The 17089-nt window shown below is 69.1% G+C and carries 16 protein-coding genes and 1 tRNA gene; 4 read left to right on the top strand and 13 right to left on the bottom strand.

Features of this window, described 5'->3' with window-relative positions; translation table 11 throughout:
- Positions 1 to 61: 61 nt before the first annotated feature.
- From U7230_RS13860 to U7230_RS13850, 3 genes are all read left to right on the top strand, one after another.
- The gene (locus tag U7230_RS13860) at positions 62 to 616 is read left to right on the top strand and encodes an RNA polymerase sigma factor (protein WP_324716425.1); all 555 of its coding nucleotides are present in this window, start codon (positions 62 to 64) and stop codon (positions 614 to 616) included.
- Complete coding sequence (locus U7230_RS13855) at positions 613 to 1434, top strand: anti-sigma factor (RefSeq protein WP_324716424.1); 822 nt, start codon at positions 613 to 615, stop codon at positions 1432 to 1434. Before U7230_RS13860 ends, U7230_RS13855 begins: the two co-directional genes overlap by 4 nt.
- A gap of 452 nt (positions 1435 to 1886) precedes the next feature.
- Complete coding sequence (locus tag U7230_RS13850) at positions 1887 to 2312, top strand: hypothetical protein (protein ID WP_324716423.1); 426 nt, start codon at positions 1887 to 1889, stop codon at positions 2310 to 2312.
- Positions 2313 to 2484: 172 nt separating this feature from the next.
- Here the strand turns inward: U7230_RS13850 and U7230_RS13845 are convergent.
- The 10 genes from U7230_RS13845 to U7230_RS13800 all read right to left on the bottom strand — a co-directional run bounded on the left by U7230_RS13845 (position 2485) and on the right by U7230_RS13800 (position 13201).
- Positions 2485 to 2577: transfer RNA gene (locus tag U7230_RS13845), tRNA-Ser, on the bottom strand.
- Positions 2578 to 2815: 238 nt separating this feature from the next.
- The gene (locus U7230_RS13840; protein ID WP_324716422.1) at positions 2816 to 3802 is read right to left on the bottom strand and encodes a PDDEXK family nuclease; all 987 of its coding nucleotides are present in this window, start codon (positions 3800 to 3802) and stop codon (positions 2816 to 2818) included.
- Positions 3803 to 3939: 137 nt separating this feature from the next.
- Complete coding sequence (serS, locus tag U7230_RS13835; protein ID WP_404980686.1) at positions 3940 to 5226, bottom strand: serine--tRNA ligase; 1287 nt, start codon at positions 5224 to 5226, stop codon at positions 3940 to 3942.
- 125 nt (positions 5227 to 5351) lie between these two features.
- Complete coding sequence (locus tag U7230_RS13830; RefSeq protein ID WP_324716420.1) at positions 5352 to 6788, bottom strand: MFS transporter; 1437 nt, start codon at positions 6786 to 6788, stop codon at positions 5352 to 5354.
- A 199-nt stretch (positions 6789 to 6987) separates the two neighbouring features.
- Entirely contained in the window at positions 6988 to 7911 is a 924-nt protein-coding gene (locus U7230_RS13825) for a thiamine pyrophosphate-dependent enzyme (RefSeq protein ID WP_324716419.1), read from the bottom strand.
- Between the two features lie 9 nt (positions 7912 to 7920).
- Entirely contained in the window at positions 7921 to 9210 is a 1290-nt protein-coding gene (locus tag U7230_RS13820; RefSeq protein WP_324716418.1) for a transketolase C-terminal domain-containing protein, read from the bottom strand.
- A 1-nt stretch (position 9211) separates the two neighbouring features.
- On the bottom strand, positions 9212 to 9550 hold the full coding sequence (locus U7230_RS13815; protein WP_324716417.1) for a 4Fe-4S dicluster domain-containing protein: 339 nt from the start codon (positions 9548 to 9550) through the stop codon (positions 9212 to 9214).
- On the bottom strand, positions 9547 to 10122 hold the full coding sequence (locus U7230_RS13810; RefSeq protein ID WP_324716416.1) for a 2-oxoacid:acceptor oxidoreductase subunit gamma family protein: 576 nt from the start codon (positions 10120 to 10122) through the stop codon (positions 9547 to 9549). Before U7230_RS13810 ends, U7230_RS13815 begins: the two co-directional genes overlap by 4 nt.
- A 224-nt stretch (positions 10123 to 10346) precedes the next feature.
- Positions 10347 to 11615, bottom strand: coding sequence for a serine hydroxymethyltransferase (locus U7230_RS13805; RefSeq protein WP_404980685.1), 1269 nt, complete (start codon positions 11613 to 11615; stop codon positions 10347 to 10349).
- A 185-nt stretch (positions 11616 to 11800) separates the two neighbouring features.
- Positions 11801 to 13201 carry a TrpB-like pyridoxal phosphate-dependent enzyme gene (locus tag U7230_RS13800; RefSeq protein ID WP_324716414.1) on the bottom strand — a complete coding sequence of 467 codons (1401 nt, stop codon included), beginning with the start codon at positions 13199 to 13201 and terminating at the stop codon, positions 11801 to 11803.
- A 165-nt stretch (positions 13202 to 13366) separates the two neighbouring features.
- Here U7230_RS13800 and U7230_RS13795 point away from each other — a divergent pair, with 165 nt between their 5' ends.
- On the top strand, positions 13367 to 14098 hold the full coding sequence (locus U7230_RS13795) for an MBL fold metallo-hydrolase (protein WP_324716413.1): 732 nt from the start codon (positions 13367 to 13369) through the stop codon (positions 14096 to 14098).
- Here the strand turns inward: U7230_RS13795 and U7230_RS13790 are convergent.
- Genes U7230_RS13790 through U7230_RS13780 form a run of 3 tightly spaced genes read right to left on the bottom strand, consistent with a single transcriptional unit; the run spans position 14063 to position 17064 of the window.
- Positions 14063 to 14959: a mechanosensitive ion channel family protein gene (locus U7230_RS13790; RefSeq protein WP_324716412.1), complete on the bottom strand. Its 897-nt coding sequence runs from the start codon at positions 14957 to 14959 to the stop codon at positions 14063 to 14065. The two genes, U7230_RS13795 and U7230_RS13790, sit on opposite strands and share 36 nt — an antisense overlap.
- Positions 14956 to 16674, bottom strand: coding sequence for an MFS transporter (locus U7230_RS13785; RefSeq protein WP_324716411.1), 1719 nt, complete (start codon positions 16672 to 16674; stop codon positions 14956 to 14958). Before U7230_RS13785 ends, U7230_RS13790 begins: the two co-directional genes overlap by 4 nt.
- Positions 16675 to 16677: 3 nt before the next feature.
- Entirely contained in the window at positions 16678 to 17064 is a 387-nt protein-coding gene (locus U7230_RS13780) for a DUF488 domain-containing protein (RefSeq protein WP_324716410.1), read from the bottom strand.
- Between the last annotated feature and the right edge of the window lie 25 nt (positions 17065 to 17089).

Below are 17089 nucleotides of genomic sequence, written 5' to 3'. Positions count from 1 at the left end.
CGTGAGGCTTCCCCTGACGGCACCGGGCCGTGCTGCGCCGTCCGGCTCGGAGGAGGGGCTCATGGCCCGTCTGGCAGCCGGGGACGTGGGCGCGCTGGAGGAACTGTACGACCGGCACGCCGCCACCCTCTACGGGGTGCTCGCGCGGCTCGTCCCCAACCGGCTCGACCGGGAGGAGATCCTGCAGGAGACGTTCCTGGCCGTGTGGCGCCATGCCCGCACCTACGACGGCCGGCGGGGTTCGGTCAGCAGTTGGTTGTACGCCATCGCCCACCGCAAGGCCATCGACCTGTTGCGTTCGAGGCGTATGAGACGGCCGGAGCTGCCCTCTGACGGCCTGCTGGCCTCACGGAGCGGCCCCGACGGCCCCGGTGGGGCCGAGCCTGTGCTGGACGCCATCCAGGCGTCAGAGCAGCGCGACGCCGTCGTGCAGGCCCTGGGAACGCTGCAACCTGAGCAACGGGACGTGGTCGTGCTGGCCTACTTCTACGGCTACTCGTCGAGCGAGATCGCCGCGCTCCGGCAGATTCCCGTGGGCACCGTGAAGAGCCGCATGCAGCGGGCCCTCGACCGTCTGCGGCGGCTGCTCGGGCGGGAGGGGGCGCCTGGCCGATGAACTGCGACGCCGTTCGGACCCTCGCCGGCGCCTACGCCCTCGGCGCCCTGGCCGATGGCGAACGCCAGCGTGTGGAACGTCACCTCGACCGGTGCGCCGCATGCAGGGCATATGTGGCAGAACTCTCCGAAGCGGCCGCGTCCCTGGCCGCGGTGGTTCCGCCGCAGGCGCCGCCGGCGGAGCTGAAGCAGCGTATCTTGTCCGCTGCGCTGCAGATGGCGCGTGCCGAACGGCCGCAGCCTGCGAGGCCAGCAGCGCGCCACGCTGCGTCGAGCGGCCATCGCAGGCGTCCGGTTTGGGGAGCCTCGGTGCGGGTGGCAGCCGCGGTGGCCCTCGTCGCAGTCGGATGGGCCGCCGGCCGCCTCGTGCCGGGTCGACCTGCCGAACCCACACCGGGTGCCGTCGACGAACTGACGCGGGTGCGCCTCGAGCGTGACCTGTGGCGCTCGGTGCCCGCTCCCGGGGCGGCCGTCATGCCGCTGGCGACCGATGAGGGCGTTGCAGGGGCCGTCGCGTACGCTTTCGTGCAAGGCGACGAGCGAGGCTGCTGGGTGCGTCTGGTGGCCGAGGGGCTCCCCGATCCGCCGTCGGGAATGCGCTACGCGGCCTGGGTGAGCACCCGCGGGGGAGAGTGCCGGTTGGCGGGAGAGCTCAGCAAGGCCGGTTCGGCCCGGTGGGAGCTGTCGGTGCGGATCGACACCCCGCCGGCTCAGCTCGGCACCCTTCAGGTCGTTCTCCAGAGTGACCAGGCAGCCAGCCCCGGCTCAGGACGCGCCATCGTCTGGGGACAGCTTTGGCCGGCAGGCCAAGACTGGTAGCGCCGACCTTGCACCCCCGACACCGCCGGATCCGCCCATCGAGCGGTCAGCGCTGCCCCGCCCACACGACCCACAGCACGACAAGACCGCGCTACCTGGTAGAACCTAGATCGAAGTGATTGTGCGGCCCAGAAAAGCACGCTGGTACACCAACACGACAAGACTTGTGGTGAGCGTCAGGATCACGGCGAGGGCGTCGGCCTGTGCTATGTTCGCACTGACTTCCGCAATCTGGGTGTCAATGAGCAGGGGCAAGATGTTGACGCCTGTCCCGCTGAGTGCGAAGGCGGTGCCGAAAGCCCGGTTTCGCACTTCATCGCGCCCCTTCGGTCGCAGTCAGGTGACGCAGGTGCCGGGAAGCGTCTGCTCTGCTCCCCGGCACTCTCCTGCTTCACCTCTCGTTGACTTCGCGGCTTCGCCTTCGTCAATCGGCCTATTGGCCCAGAACGCGAGTGCCCCACATTTGGGCGATCGCGCTCGAGTGGTTCAACCCGTGGGCTCGGGAAGCCGTGGAGTGGACGCTGGGGCGGTTGAGCACGGACATGCGGCTGCGGCTGGGGGCACGGCGGCACACGCACCTGATGCAGGTCGGTAGCCTGCGGGTCTTGCTGGTGCACGGGACGCCCAGGCACCCCGTGACGGAGTACATCAGCGGGGATGTGGCGGCGCAAATCCTGCGGGAGCAGGACCCCGGGTGGGACGTCTGCCTGGTGGGGCATACGCACCTGATGGGGATCTACACGCGGGCCGGGTATCGGCCCTTCTTCGAGAGCGCCGAGGTCCCGCTGCAAACCCCGGCAGCGTCGGGCAGCCGAGAGACGGGTACCCCCAGGCGGGATACGTGCTGCTGGATGGAGACGCCAGGAGGCTCATCGTGAGGCGGATCGGCTACCCGGTGCAGGTTACCCAGCAGGCCATCCTGGCGGCGGGGCTCCCGCCCATCCTGGCGGAGCGGCTGGCGGTGGGACGGTGACAGAGGCCAGGCCAATCCGTCTGGCCGTCGGCGCTGCGGGAAACACACCACCGCGAAAACAGGAGCAATAAAAAGAATGGCGGAGCGGGAGGGATTTGAACCCTCGAGGCGCCTTTTGGGCGCCCAGCGGTTTAGCAAACCGCCGCCCTAGACCCCTAGGCGACCGCTCCCACATTTTGCCAGCCCCGATTTCCTGTACGTGGCCGGCCCCAGCTTGGTGGGGCTTTCAGGCTTGCATGGTGCGGGGCTTGCGCGGACGGCGTTAGTCTAGCACTGGGGTTTTCGGCATGTCAACCAAACATACGTCCTGGTCAGAGGCCGCGCCGAGAGTTACCGGCGCAGGTTCTGACGTCCGGGTGGGTGTTAAGCCCAGCCGCGCGGCCTCTCGTCGCGAGCATGCTGGCTTCCCTAACGGGTAGCCTGCAGCTGACCTGATGAGACGGCCATCCGTGGGCTGCTTCGTTGCCGGACGCCATCGACCGCATCCTCCAGTATTTCCACGATGTCCACCTGACCCTTCGCCAAGGCATTGAATAGCCGTTTGCCCGTCAGGAGCACGAGTCGCCCCGGATATCTCTCATGGAAACACCGTAGCTTATGCGCCGAGGCTGGATCGACGTAGCCTTTGACCTCCAAGAACAGGTCCAGCTCAGGCAGGTAGAAGTCGGGGAAATAGCGATGAAGTTTCCCATCCCTCCCGGTGTACGGGTAACCCTTGCGGTTGCGCACCCAGGGGATTCCTGCCCTGTCGAGGGACCTCGCCACCAACAGCTCCCAGTTTCCGTCCAGGGTGACGGAGCCGGCATATGGCGACTCGCAACGAAGCTTCTTGCACCGGCCCCCCGTGGCAACCCATCCACTGGCGTAGCGCTGGTGCATCAACTGGCTCAAGCGCTGGCGGACTTCGGGTGTGTGGGGACGGCCGAACGTCTTCTGACGCTTGGCAAGCTCCATCGCTTCGCGGAAGCTGCGGGTGGGGATGCCGTGTTGTTTGCAGAAGTTCCGCAGCGAACGACCGGAGCTGTATCCCAGTTTGGGCCCGAGTTTTTCCAACGACATCCCTTCGCCCCAGTGGTAGCGCTCGATCGCTGTGCGAACCTTCTCGACCTTCTCCTCGATTCGTGCCTTTACGGCCGGAGAAACCCCTCGGCATGGGTCACGGAAGCCGTTCTCCGGGCGGAAGCGGACCCCCGGCGGCACCGGAACGTCATACGTGCGCGACCACATGGCGACGAACTCGGCAGGTAGCGCCCGGTGCTCCTTGTGCCAGCCCCGCAGTCGGGGCAACGAAACACTTAGCCGTTCCGCTGCGACGCGCAGCGTCGGTGCACCAATGCGCTGCATCACCAGGCGAAGAAAGCGCCGCTGTTCTCCAGGCGGCATGACAGCCCGCATCGCGACACCCCCATCCAAACACCCGTTCGCCTACAGCATAGCGAACTGGCATTTGGGCAGCAAGCGGCGACGCACCGCCTCGACGGGAGGTCAGGCCTGCGAAGTCGAGAGAGAGCGAGCAGAACGGCCGCTACGACTCACTCCGGCGGAATCCTCCGGATGCCGCCCATGTACGGCCGCAGCGCGTCGGGCACGGTGACGGTGCCGTCCTCGTTCTGGTAGTTCTCCAGGATGGCCGCCACCGTCCGCCCCACCGCGAGGCCCGACCCGTTGAGCGTGTGCACGAACTCGGGCCGCGCCCCCGGCTCCCGCCGGAAACGGATGTTGGCCCGCCTCGCCTGGAACGCCTCGAAGTTGCTGCACGACGAGATCTCGACGTAACGGCCGTAGCTCGGCATCCAGACCTCCGGGTCGTACTTCTTCGCGGCCGCGAAGCCCACGTCGGCCGTGCACATTTGCACGACCCGGTACGGAAGCTCGAGGCGCCGCAGGATGTCGGTGGCGTCCTCGACCAGCGACTCCAGTTCGTCGTAGGAGGTCTCGGGCAGCACGAATTTCACGAGCTCGACCTTGTCGAACTGGTGGACCCGGATGAGCCCCCGCGTGTCCCGCCCCGCCGCACCGGCCTCGCTACGAAAGCACGCCGAGTACGCCACGTACTTGATGGGCAGTTGCCGCGCGTCCAGCACCTCGTCCCGATGGTAGTTGGTCACGGGCACCTCGGCCGTCGGAATCAGGAAATAGTCGAGCCCCTCCACCTTGAACATGTCCTCCGCGAACTTCGGCAGCTGTCCGGTGCCCACGGCGCTGTCGCGGTTGACCAGGTAGGGCGGGTAGAGCTCGACGTAGCCATGCTCTCGCGTATGGACGTCGATCATGAAGTCGACGAGCGCCCGGTTGAGCCTGGCTCCCAACCCCTTGAGAAACCAGAAGCGGGCCCCGGTCACTTTGGCTGCCCGCTGGCCGTCCAGGATGTCGAGCTGCGCGCCGAGCTCCCAGTGCGGCCTCGGCTCGAAGCCAAACTCCCGGACCTCGCCCCACCGCCGTACCTCCACGTTGTCGTCCTCGCTGCGGCCAATCGGCACCGACTCGTGGGGGACGTTGGGTATCGTCAGCAGGAGCTGCTGGACCTGCTCGTCCAGGCGGCGGGTCTGCTCCTCGAGCGCATCCAGCCGCTCTCCCAGCTGGCGCACGCCGGCCGCTTTCTCGTCGGCCTCGGCGTTGCGTCCTTCGCGCTTGAGCCGCCCGACCTCCTCGGACTCCTGGCGCCGTCTCGCTCGCAGCGCCTCGAGCTCCACCAGCGACGAACGCCACTGCTCGTCGAGGGCCAGCAGCTGATCGAGCAGCCCCTCGTCCGCCCCACGCCTTTGCAGCGACTCCCGCACCCGGTCCGGGTTGGCCCGTACCCATTTCAGATCCAGCACGAAAGCTGCACCTCGCACCTCGGGCTACCCTCGCCGGCCGTACCGCCTGCACCCGCCGGCGGGGCCGTCCGTGCTTCGTTTCCCAGTCTACCACCGAGATCCGGGGGCCTGTCCACGGCGGCCGCTCACGGAGCCTGCGAGCGGCGGGCCCTGGGCGACGGCCGCCAGCCGGCCGGCCGCTGCGTCCACCGGGCAACCGTCGAAGAGCTCTTGGGCAGCGGAATCCATCGCACCGGCACCCCGCCCCACCGGGAGAACAGCAGCAGCGAGGCGAGCCGCAGCACCCCCGAGGCGACCATGACCGCCGGAATGCCGATAGCCTCCGCCACCCAGGCGCCCAGGATGGGGGCCACCGACGAGGCGATGCCCACCCCGAGATTGAAGACGGCCACGTAGGAAGGCCGGCGGTTGTCCGGCGTCACCTCGAGCAGGAGGTTGAAGGCGGCCAGGTTAAAGCCTGCCCACCCAAACCCGCCCACCACGTTGATGGCGACGACCCACTCGGGAGACGGGATGATCGCCCACCACAGCGGCAACAACGCGGCCCAGAGCCCGGACCAGACCATGACGGGCCGCTGCCCGGTCGTGTCGCACAGCCGCCCCCAGTACCGCTGGCCCAGCACCGTCATGAGGAAGGTGACCCCGTTGGAAATCCCCCACAAGCTGGCGCTGCCGTGAAGGTCGTTGGTGAAGTAGATGGGGAACAGCGCCATGGGAAGGTTGACGGCCGCGTTCCAGATGAACGCCGTCACGGCCCACTCGAAGAACCCGGGGGCCTCCGACCGCCAGCGCCGCGGCCCGCCGGCCAGCAGGTCCGAGGGAAACAGAGGCCGGCGAACGCCGCCGGTTTCCAGGGGCATGGAAGGCACTGCCGGGGGCAAGGCCCCGGCCCCCTCCGCTCCCGGCTGCCGGGCGGCCGCGCGCCCCGCCCTCGAGGGGTCGTGCACGGGCAGCATGACGAGCAGCGAGAAGACGCCGACCAGCCACGCCGCCCCGAACACCGCCGCGTACCCGGCGGGATACCCCAGGCGGCCGATGAGCCAGCCTCCCGTCACCGTGGCCGCCAGTGCCACCAGGTTGGCCAGGATGTTGCGGATGGCGAAGTAGTGCCCCCGCCACTGGCGTCGCGTCAGATCCGCCATCAACGCGGTCCAGGCGGGCAACGCCGCGGCAGCGGCCAGCCCGCGCACGGCGGTCAGCGCAAGCAGGGCCATGATCAGCAGCCGGCGATCCCGCACCAGCCACGGCAACGCCGCCATGGGCACCCACACGAAGCGCACCACGCCGTTTCCCAACAGCCACAACCGCTTACGTTGCCCGGTGCGCTCCGCCAGGCGCCCGAACGGCAGCTGCAGGGCGTTGGCCACGAAGTTGGGGATCGCCGTGACCAGGCTCACCTGTAGGGGCGACGCGCCCATGGCCACCGCGAACAGAGGAAGGAACGGAAGCCCGAAGTTGTCGCTGGCAGCCGCCAGCGTCCCCTCGTAGCTGGCAAACAAAAGGGAGCGTCTCAGCCGGTGGCCCCCGCCGTAGGTCGGCCACCGAGGCCGAGGCAGCTTCACGACCCGCCCACCCTCCCTGCACCCTCCGGGCCACCCGTGCCGGATGGCGGCGCCGATCTTACCGCTTCGCCGGCACCGCTTCAAGGAGACCAGCCGGCTTCCCGGCAGCAACCGGGCCGGACGATCGCGCCCGGCCCGGTTGTCCTCGCGAGTTGCGCCCCGGGCGTGGCCGGCGCACCTCCGGCCATGCCCGGCTACCTCAAGTCTGGCCGGCCCTGGCCAGCAGGGCTTGCCACTGCTCGTCGACGTCTTTTTGGATCGCCGCCAACAGCCCTCCCGTAGAATCCTGGAAGACGTGGCGGAACCGCTCTTGCGGCTTCAGGTACTCCTCGATGGGCAGCTTGGTTTTCGGCGTGTACGTGACCTTCCACTTGCCGTGGTCCACCTCGAAGAGCGGCCAGGCACATGTATCGGCTGCCAGCTCGCACAGATGGATGGTCATCGCCGGATCGGTGCCCCACCCCAAGCGGCAAGGTGCCAGCACGTTGAGGTAAGCGGGGCCGTCCACCTGCATCGCCCGCTGCACCTTGCGGGTGAGGTCCTGCCAGTGAGCGATGGTGGTCTGGGCGACATAGGGAATGTTGTGCGCCGCCATGATGGCCGCCATGTCCTTGCGCCGCTGCTGCTTGCCGGGGACCACCTCGCCGGCCGGGGTGGTCGTGGTGGAGGCACCGAAGGGCGTGGCGCCCGAGCGCTGGATCCCGGTGTTCATGTACGCCTGGTTGTCGTAGCACACGTACAAGAAGCGGTGGCCGCGCTCGGCCGCTCCCGAGAGCGCCTGCAGCCCGATGTCGTAGGTCCCGCCGTCCCCGCCGAAGGCGACAAAGCGGATCGGCTTGTTGATCTTGCCCCGGCGCACCAAAGCCTTGTAAGCCGCCTCCACGCCGGAGATGGTCGCCGCGGCGTTCTCGAACGCGTTGTGGATGAACGGGACGTTCCACGCGGTGTTGGGATACGTGGTCGTGGTGACTTCCATGCATCCCGTGGCGCCTGCGACCACCACCGGTTCCTCGATGGACATCAGCACCAGCCGGATTGCCTGTGGGAAGCCACAGCCCGCGCACGCGCTATGACCCCCCGTGAGCGGGTTGGGCCGGCGCGCCAGTTGCTTGAGCGTGGGCATCTTTCGATCTCACCTCTCACCGTTTAGCTGCAGGGCGCCCAGCGCGCTGATGAGGGCGCCGTCCGGCTCGCGCACTCCCAGGTAGTGCGGCGTCAGAGCCGCTTCGGCGACGACCCGCTCGGGCTCCTTCGACGCCCGGCGCGCCAGTTCGCCCAGGTCGGCGTAAACCGACTCGATCATTTCCGGGGTGATGTCGCGGCCGCCCAACCCGTAGACGTAGTTGGTGATCACCGGCCCCTGGGGTAACCCGTACAACGCCGCCTTGACCTCGGCGAACACCGGCCCGCCCATGCCGGCGTACCCGTCGGAACGATCCAGGACCGCGAGCGCCCGCACGTGGCGAAGCAGATCCCGCAGGTGTGCCGCAGGGAACGGCCGGAAGACCCGTACCTTCACGAGCCCCACCTTCTGGCCCCTGGCGCGCAGCTCGTCGACGACGACCTTGGCCGTGCCGGCCGTCGAGCCCAGGGCCAGGATCGCGAGCTCGGCATCCTCCATCCGGTAGCTCTCGGTCAGGCCGTAGTAACGCCCGCTCAACCGCCCGAAGGCCTCTCCCACGTCCGCGATGATCCGCCGGGAGGCGGCCATCGCCTCTGCCAGCTGCCGCTTGAGCTCGAAGTAGCTGTTTTGCAGGGCCAGGGCGCCCACGGTCATCGGGTGGTCGACGTCGAGCAGGGAGCGCTCCGGCTCGTAGGTGCCGACGAACTGCCGGACCTCCTCGTCCGCGAGCGTCTCGACGATCTCCATCCCGTGCGTGATGATGAAGCCGTCCTGCGTGACCATCACGGGAAGCCGGACCGACGGGTGCTCGGCGATCCGGACGGCCTGGATGAGGTTGTCATACGCCTCCTGGGCGTTTTCGGAAAAGATCTGGATCCAGCCCGCATCCCGCGACCCCATGGTGTCGCTGTGGTCGCCGTGGATGTTGATGGGGCCCGAGAGCGCCCGGTTGGCCACGGGCATCACCACGGGCAGCCGGTACCCCGCCACCACGTACAGGATCTCGTGCATGAGGGCAAACCCCGGGCCGGACGTCGCGGTCATCGCCCGGGCGCCTGCCGCCGACGCGCCCAGCACGGCACTGATGGCCGAATGCTCGCTCTCGACCGGCACGAACTCGGTCTGCACGACCCCGTCGGAGACGAAGCGCGCGAAGCGCATCACGATGTCGGTCTGGGGAGTGATGGGATAGGCCGCCACCACGTCGGGGTGGATCTGCCGCATCGCCTCGGCCGTCGCCTCGGCGCCCGTCATCGTCGTACGGCGCCTCCCGGCCGGCATGTGAGTGGAATCGCCCATGTCAGCCCTCGACCTCCTCGGCAACCATCTGGATGGCGTGCACCTTGGGCGGGCAGACCTGGGCACAGATGCCGCAGCCTTTGCAGTGGTCGTAGTCGATCCCGGAAACCTTCTCGCCATCGAGCAGGACGGCGCTGTCCGGGCACCAGATCCAGCAGCGCAGGCAGTGGATGCAGGCCTCGAGGTCGAGGACGGGCATCTGGCCGGTCCGCCACGCGCCGGTACGTACGGAGGCGGCCGTGCCGCCGCGCGGCACCAATCCTCCCTCCGCCATCCGGGTCCAGGGCAGGGTGACACTCGCCTCCTTCTCGGCAGGCATCGTCTTTTTCACGACGCTCATCGTGCTGCAACCTCCTCGTAGGCCTGCTCGATGGCGGCCATGTTGGCCTCCACCAGGTGCGGCCGCCCGTGGAATTTGTGGCTGAGGTTGTCCCGCATCGCCTGCATGAACTGCTCCCTGGGAAGCAACTCGGCCGCCTTCACCAGCGCGCCCAGCATGGGCGTGTTGGGAATGGAGCGTTTGAGGGTCTGGAGCGAGATGCGGTGGGCATCCACGGTCAGCACCCGGATGGGGCGCCCGTCCAGCTTGAGCGTGCGGCGCACCTCGTCCGGAGCCTTGCCCGTGTTGACCAGGATCATCCCGTCGTCCGGCACCCCCGCCGCCAGGTCGACCGCTGCGGCCAGCGTCAGGTCCAGCACCACGACGTAGCGCGGGGTGGTAACCGGTGAGTGAACCCGGATGGGCTCGTCCGACACCCGGTCGTAAGCGACCACCGGCGCACCGGTCCGCTCCGGCCCGTACTCCGGAAAGGCCTGCACGTACTTGCCGGTGGTGGCCAGCGCCTCCCCCAGCAGGAAGGCGGCCGTCTTGGCACCCTGCCCGCCCCGGCCGTGCCAACGGATCTCGAGCATCTACCAGCCAACTCCTCCCCCATACCGATCCCGGACGGTAGCAGCCCTGCCGGGCTCCGCTCCTCGCGGGTGCCGGCTCCCCATGCCGCCATCGGGCTCGGGTTTATACTGTTGCTACATTGTGAAACCGTTCACAAATCTTCCCATAAAAAGGGGCGCCCTCCTGCGCCCTCCCGTCGTTGGCCTTACCCCGCGTGCTCCTGACCCCACCACCGCTTCTCCCGCTACAACCCGCTGCGGTACACCGGAAACGCCCGGCAAAGCTCGCGCACCTCGCCGCGAACCCGCCTGCGCACCGCCTCGTCGCCGGGATGGCTCAAGACCTCGTCGATCCAGACCGCGATCTGCGCCATCTCGGCTTGCCTGAGGCCTCTCGTCGTGATCGCCGGCGTGCCGATGCGGATCCCGCTCGCTACCGCCGGCGGCTGCGGATCGAACGGTATGGCGTTCTTGTTGACGGTAAGGCCGGCCTCCTCCAGCAGCCGCTCGGCATCCTTGCCCGTGAGGCCTCGAGAGCGCTGCACGTCGACCAGCATCAGGTGGTTGTCCGTCCCGCCCGAGACCAACCTGTACCCCCGCTCCATCAACGCGTCCGCCAGCGCCGCCGCGTTGGCCACGACCTGACGCTGGTATGCCTTGAACTCCGGCGCCAGCGCCTCCTTGAGCGCCACCGCCTTGGCCGCGATGACGTGCATCAGAGGCCCGCCCTGCATGCCGGGGAAGACCGCCCGGTCGACGGCCTTGGCGTACTCCGCCTGGCAGAAGATGAGCCCACCTCGCGGCCCCCGCAAGGTCTTGTGGGTGGTGGTGGTGACGTACTGGGAGACCGGGATGGGGCTCGGGTGCAGCCCCGCCGCCACCAGCCCGGCGATGTGGGCCATGTCGACCATCAACACGGCCCCGACCTCGTCGGCGATGGCTCTCAGCGCCGCGAAGTCGATGACCCTCGGGTAGGCGCTCGCGCCGGCCACGATCATCTTGGGCCGGTGCTGGCGGGCCAGGGTGCCGATCTCGTCGTAGTCGAGGCGCTCCGTTTGCGGAGAAACGCCGTAATGCACGAACCGGAACCAGGCCCCCGACAGGTTGATGGGGCTCCCGTGGGTGAGGTGCCCGCCGTGGGCCAGGCTCATCCCGAGCACCGTGTCCCCGGGCTTGAGCGCCGCGAAGTAGACCGCCGCGTTGGCCTGTGCCCCGGAGTGGGGCTGGACGTTGACGTGATCGGCTCCGAAGAGAGCCTTCGCCCGCTCGATGGCCAGCCGCTCGGCCACGTCGACGAACTCGCACCCGCCGTAATAGCGCCGCCCCGGCAGCCCCTCCGCGTACTTGTTGGTGAGCACGCTACCCTGGGCCCGCATGACGGCGGGGCTCGCGTAGTTTTCGGAGGCGATGAGCTCCAGGCCATCCTCTTGCCGTCGCAACTCGTCGCGAAGGGCCTGCGCGATCTCGGGGTCCACCTCGCCGATCACCGGGTCGAGGTCCTCCGTCGTGGTCATCGCCAGCCGGCCCTCGCGTTCCAAGGCCCAACTCGCCCCCTACCGTCCGTTACCGTTCCCCACTATAGCACAGGACGTGGAGCGGCAGAAGGGGCGGGCGTCCCCGACGCCCGCCCTTTTCGAAGCTAACGACGGTGCAAAGCGGCGCCCCGCCGTCGCTCCCCGGACGGAGCGCCGCGCTGCTCTTATCGTCCGGGCACCTTCGGCAGCCGCTCCAGTGCGGCCGCCACGAGCTGCTCCGGATACTCGTAATCCTCCAGCTTGCCCGCCAGGTATGCGTCGTACGCCGCCAGGTCGAAGCTGCCGTGCCCGCTCAAGTTGAACAGGATGACCCGCTCTTTGCCCTGCTCCTTCGCTGCCAGCGCCTCGTCGATAGCGGCCTTCACCGCATGGGCCGACTCGGGGGCGGGCAGGAACCCCTCGGCCCGTGCGAACTGCACGGCGGCCTCGAAAACCCCGACCTGCCCGTAGGCCTTTGCCTCGACCAGGCCGTCCTCGTAAAGCCGGGAGACCAGCGGCGAGTCCCCGTGGTAGCGCAGCCCGCCGGCGTGGATGCCCGGCGGCACGAAGTCATGCCCCAGGGTGTACATCTGAAGCAGAGGCGTGAGCCCGGCGACGTCTCCGAAGTCGTACCGCAGGGCCCCCTTGGTGAGCGTCGGGCACGCCGTGGGCTCCACCGCCAGGGCACGCACCATCCGGCGCCCCTGCAGCCTGTCCATCAAGAACGGGAAACTGATCCCGCCGAAATTGCTGCCCCCGCCGATGCAGCCGATCACCACGTCGGGGTACTCGCCCACCAGCGCCATTTGCTGCTTGGCTTCGAGCCCGATGACCGTCTGGTGCAACAGCACGTGGTTGAGGACACTGCCGAGAGAGTAGTTGGTATCCGCGTGGGTGGCGGCGTCCTCCACCGCTTCGCTGATGGCGATGCCGAGGCTTCCGGGCGAGTCGGGCGACGTCTCCAGCACCTCTCGCCCGGCCGCCGTGCGGCGGCTGGGGCTCGCGTAGACCTCCGCTCCCCACACCTGCATCAGCGAACGCCGGTACGGCTTTTGCTCGTAGCTCACCCGCACCATGTACACCGTACAGGCCAAGCCGAACTGGCTGCACGCAAAGGCCAGGGCCGAACCCCATTGGCCGGCTCCCGTCTCGGTGGCGAGCCGCCGAACCCCGGCCTGCACGTTGTAGTACGCCTGGGCCACGGCTGTGTTGGGCTTGTGGCTGCCAGCAGGGCTGGCCCCCTCGTATTTGTAGTAGATGCGGGCGGGTGTCCCGAGCGCTCGTTCGAGTCCCAAGGCCCGGTACAGAGGAGTAGGCCGCCACGTCCGGTACACCTCGCGTACCGGAGCGGGTATGTCCACCCATCGCTCGGCGCACATCTCCTGCTCAATGAGGGCCCTGGGGAAGATGGGGGCGAGGTCCTCCGGGGCAACCGGCCGCCCCGTTGCGGGATGGAGCGGGGGAGCAGGCAGGTGCTCCATGTCGGCCATGATGTTGTACCAGCGGGTGGGGATCGCGTCCTCCGGGAGGTCGACTCGCCTGGCCACGGAACCAGTGGGAGAAGGGCGCACTCCATGAGAAAGCATCGCTCGTCTCTCCTCTCTCTCGTCTCACCTGGGCTCGTCTGCGCCCCGGGCGCCGGGGGACCCCTTGCGTGCCGGACGGCTTGACGGTAGCCTTTCGACCAGGGAAGCCACCTTCCTGCCGGTCCTTCCGGGCCCGGCCACGGCTCGACCTGAGGAGCGAGCAACATGACGGATCCCACGCACGGCGTCACGTCCGGCCCGCCCGCCCACGGGCTCCGGGTGGTCACCCTCCCCGTCGGGATGCTCGAGGCCAACTGCTACCTGCTGATCGACGAGGCATCCGGCACGGTCGTGGTGATCGACCCGGGAGCCGACGCCTCCCGCATCCTCGAGGCCATCGGCTCCCGTCACGTAACCCATCTCCTGCTGACGCACGGGCATTTCGACCACGTGGGCGCGCTCGCGCCGCTGAAGGAGGCGACCCGTGCCCCGATCCTGGCTCACCCGGCCGACCGGGACATGCTGCACATGGCACCCGACGCGGCGGCGCTCTTCACGGGCGAGCCGGTGCCGCAGCCGCCCGCTCCCGACGCGGCCCTCGAGCACGGGCAACGGATCGCCGTCGCCAGCGTGGAGCTGCAGGTCCGGCACACCCCGGGCCACAGCCCCGGCAGCGTGGTCTTCGTGATGACCCGCCCCACCCCGGCCGTCTTCTCCGGCGACACCCTGTTCGCCGGCAGCGTAGGGCGTACGGACATGCCCGGCGGCGATCCCGAGGCGCTGCACCGCTCCATCCGCGAGCAACTGCTCTCCCTCGACGACGCGACCCCCGTCTACCCCGGGCACGGCCCTTCGACGACCATCGGCCGGGAGCGCACCACCAACCCGTTCTTGCTGCGGAGCGAGCCGGCCGTGGCTTGTTCAGGGGGCCGGTCTGACGATGCTCACGGCCTGTGACGTGAGGTAGGAGTGGGGCACGCCCACCAGGTGGCTTTCCTCGCCGGCCCCTTCCCCTTCCGTGTCTGGCCGGATCCAGGTCGCCGTGAGGTCGAAGCGTTCGACCCGGCCTCTCAGGCGCCGGCCGTCGAGCTTTAGCTCCACCCGCTCTCCGGGGCGCAGCATGCTGCGGACGGCCTGGCCTGCGATGAGTTCCCGGGCGACGCCCTGCCCGCCCAGTCCCATCGCAATCGCAACCCCGACGGGGCCTGCGGCGAGCAGTGCCAGCAGCCCGGCCCGCAACGTAGCCGAGGCGATCTGGAGCTGTTCGAGCACCGCCACGATCGCAAAGCCCAGCACCCCCCAGCGTACCAGCTGGCCCCACATGCCGGGTCCCGGCAACCCCGCCGCGCCGGCCGCCTGTTCCATGAACCGCCCCGAGGCGTCGGCCGCCCACAAGCCCAATGCGACCAGCGCCAGCGCCGCCAACAGCCGCGGCAGGAAGTCGACGAGCTGCCGTACGAGCACGGCGGCGTTATCCAGCCCGACCACGTCGAAGGCCAGCATGACCGCCGAGACGATGACGAGCCAGAAAATCCCTTGCGCCGCCAGCTCCGAGGGGCGCTTGGCGATGCTCCCGCGCTGCAAGAGGGCGCTCAGGCCCAGCCGCTGCATCACCACGTCGAAGCCCGTCGCTCGCAGGACGTCCCGTGCCAGCCGCCGGAGCACGCCCGCCGCGATGCGGCCGGCGGCCAGGACCAGGATGGCGCCGCCGACCCGGGGCAGGTAGGCATACAAGGCCGCGCCCAGGGCCTCCACCGGCTGCACGACGAGCGCCTGCCACAGGCTTTGCGCCGACGCCGGGCCCGGTGCTCCCATCATTCCCACCACCTCCGCAAGCGTGCCAGCGCTTGCTCCATGCGATCGAACACCCAGTTGATCCACCTCGCGCAGAGACGTTCGCTGCGTTCGACCCAGCGGCTCCACGCGCTATCGGCGCGGGCCACCATCCGTTCGCCCAGTTGCACCAGGCTCTCGACTTGCGCCTCCATGGCGAGGCTGCCGCGGGAGACGGCCCCGCTCAGGTTCTCGGCGGTCGCCATACCGTACTGGGCCCACTGCCCCGCGGCCAGCACGGCAGGCTGCACGACGCGGATGCGTGCGCTCTGGAGCGCCGCGAGCAGCTGCTCCGGCGACGGCTCCCTGGGCGGCCGCACGCCTCGCAGCAACGCAAGGGACAGGATGCGGGCCATGGCGGTGATCAGGAACAGGATCTGCAGCCCTTCGAGCGCCCGCCCCCCGAACGTGAGCCGTGCAGCAGACAAGAGGGACCCCAGGTAGCCTCCGACTGCCGGAGCCACGGCCCCTGCAAGGCCCGTGAGGGCGGCGTACGTGCCAAAGTACGCCGCGCTCTGCTCACGTGGGGCCATCTTCATCAGCAGGGTGGAGGAAACCAGGCCGACTCCGGCCCACGACAGCCCCGACAGGGCGTTGGCCGGCCACAGGATCCCCCAGCCACCGGGCGTAGCGAAGACCCAGAGCAGCGGCAACACGGCTGCGCCGGCCGAGGAGATGGCCAGCGCGGGCAGCGTGCCCCACCGGTCGCTGAACTCCCCCCAGATTCGCATCCCGAGGATGTTGAAAAGGCCGTTGACCGCGCCCAGCAGCGCCAGCACGCCGAAGGGTAGCCCCAGGTTGCGCACCTGGTAGAGGTCGATGAACGGCCCGCCGATGCCGACGGCAAAGGCCCACACCACACCGAAGGTGAGAAGCTTGCGAAAAGGGGGGTCCGAAAGGACGGTAGCCAGGGCGGCTCCCGGGCTCCCCACGGCCGGCTCGGCCATGGCGGAGACTTCGGCGCGCGCCACGCCGTCCGGGCCCTCGGGCATCGCTGCCGCCCCGGCGGCCGCCGAGGGCTCCGCCACCCGGCTGAGGAACGCAAGGGAGGCGAGCCCCGCGCCCAGGGCCACGGCGTAGACGACCGAGAACTCCGCCCCCGGCCGGGTCACCAGGGTCGCGACGGCAGTGGGCCAGCCGGCGGCCGCGGGCACAAGACGGGCGCGCCAGTAGTCGATGAACTGGCCGCCGCTCCAGGCTCCTACCATGCCCACGAGGCCGGCGACCATGTTGCGATGGCCGAAGAACCTGCCCCGTACCTGCTCCGGCACCACCTCCGCCATCCAGGCCATCCAGGCCACCCCGGAGAGCGCGCCCAGCAGGCTGTTGAGGGCGATGGCCCCCAAGAACAGGACGGCAGCCGGCAGGGAGACGAACGGGAGAAAGAGCATGACGAGCCACAGAAGACGCGCGGCAGCTGCCAGCCGCACGGCCATCGCCTTGCGCGAGCCCCAGCGGGCCACCAGTGCGGGGCCCAGGAGCTGGGAAAGGTTACCGAATGCGGGAAGCGCCGCCAGAAGCCCGATCTGCGCCTCTCGCATCCCGAGCTCGACGGCGAAGCCCGTCAGCAGGAAGCCGCTGGTCAGGCTGGCCATCAGCTGGGCGAACGCTCCATCGAGGACCGAGGCTCGCAGGCTTCGGATGGCCGGCGGTGGTAGCTGCCGAAACTCTGGCGCCGATGGCAGCAGGATCTGGCTCATGCCTCAAGAGGGCGGCTTCGGCGCCAGGCGGGAAGCCTCCTCTTCGATCAGCTGGCGGAGGATCGGCAGGTGGGAGTGTTGCAGGTCGCGAAAGCTGGTCAGGAGCGTCACGGTCTGCTCCCGGGCCAGAGCGGCGAGTTCCCGGATGAGACCCCGGGCCTCTTCCGTCTCCACGGCCGTCCGGTAGAGGGAGACGAACCGGTCTCGGGGGACCTTCCCTTGCTGCCAGGGCTTGAGCAGGGCGGGAGGCGTGCCGAGGGCCCGGTACCACCGGTCCACGCTCGTCTTGGGGATGCCCCGGGGCCAGTAATAGGTGACGAGCACGCGTATCCCGTCGTCCGGCTCGATGGCGTCGTAGACCCGCTTGAGGCGGAGCGCCACACGCCTCACCCCCAGAGGGTTTTGGGTAGGGTGC

This window comes from Limnochorda sp. L945t, assembly GCF_035593305.1.
GTDB lineage: Bacteria > Bacillota > Limnochordia > Limnochordales > Geochordaceae > Carboxydichorda > Carboxydichorda subterranea.
This window is presented reverse-complemented; position numbering and strand designations above follow the sequence as displayed.

Coding starts and splice junctions, on each gene's coding strand:
- U7230_RS13860 (WP_324716425.1), top strand. CDS start 62: ATGGCCCGTCTGGCAGCCGGGGACGTGGGCGCGCTGGAGGAACTGTAC.
- U7230_RS13855 (WP_324716424.1), top strand. CDS start 613: ATGAACTGCGACGCCGTTCGGACCCTCGCCGGCGCCTACGCCCTCGGC.
- U7230_RS13840 (WP_324716422.1), bottom strand. CDS start 3,802: ATGCGGGCTGTCATGCCGCCTGGAGAACAGCGGCGCTTTCTTCGCCTG.
- U7230_RS13825 (WP_324716419.1), bottom strand. CDS start 7,911: ATGCCCACGCTCAAGCAACTGGCGCGCCGGCCCAACCCGCTCACGGGG.
- U7230_RS13820 (WP_324716418.1), bottom strand. CDS start 9,210: ATGGGCGATTCCACTCACATGCCGGCCGGGAGGCGCCGTACGACGATG.
- U7230_RS13815 (WP_324716417.1), bottom strand. CDS start 9,550: ATGAGCGTCGTGAAAAAGACGATGCCTGCCGAGAAGGAGGCGAGTGTC.
- U7230_RS13810 (WP_324716416.1), bottom strand. CDS start 10,122: ATGCTCGAGATCCGTTGGCACGGCCGGGGCGGGCAGGGTGCCAAGACG.
- U7230_RS13805 (WP_404980685.1), bottom strand. CDS start 11,615: ATGACCACGACGGAGGACCTCGACCCGGTGATCGGCGAGGTGGACCCC.
- U7230_RS13800 (WP_324716414.1), bottom strand. CDS start 13,201: ATGCTTTCTCATGGAGTGCGCCCTTCTCCCACTGGTTCCGTGGCCAGG.
- U7230_RS13795 (WP_324716413.1), top strand. CDS start 13,367: ATGACGGATCCCACGCACGGCGTCACGTCCGGCCCGCCCGCCCACGGG.
- U7230_RS13790 (WP_324716412.1), bottom strand. CDS start 14,959: ATGATGGGAGCACCGGGCCCGGCGTCGGCGCAAAGCCTGTGGCAGGCG.
- U7230_RS13785 (WP_324716411.1), bottom strand. CDS start 16,674: ATGAGCCAGATCCTGCTGCCATCGGCGCCAGAGTTTCGGCAGCTACCA.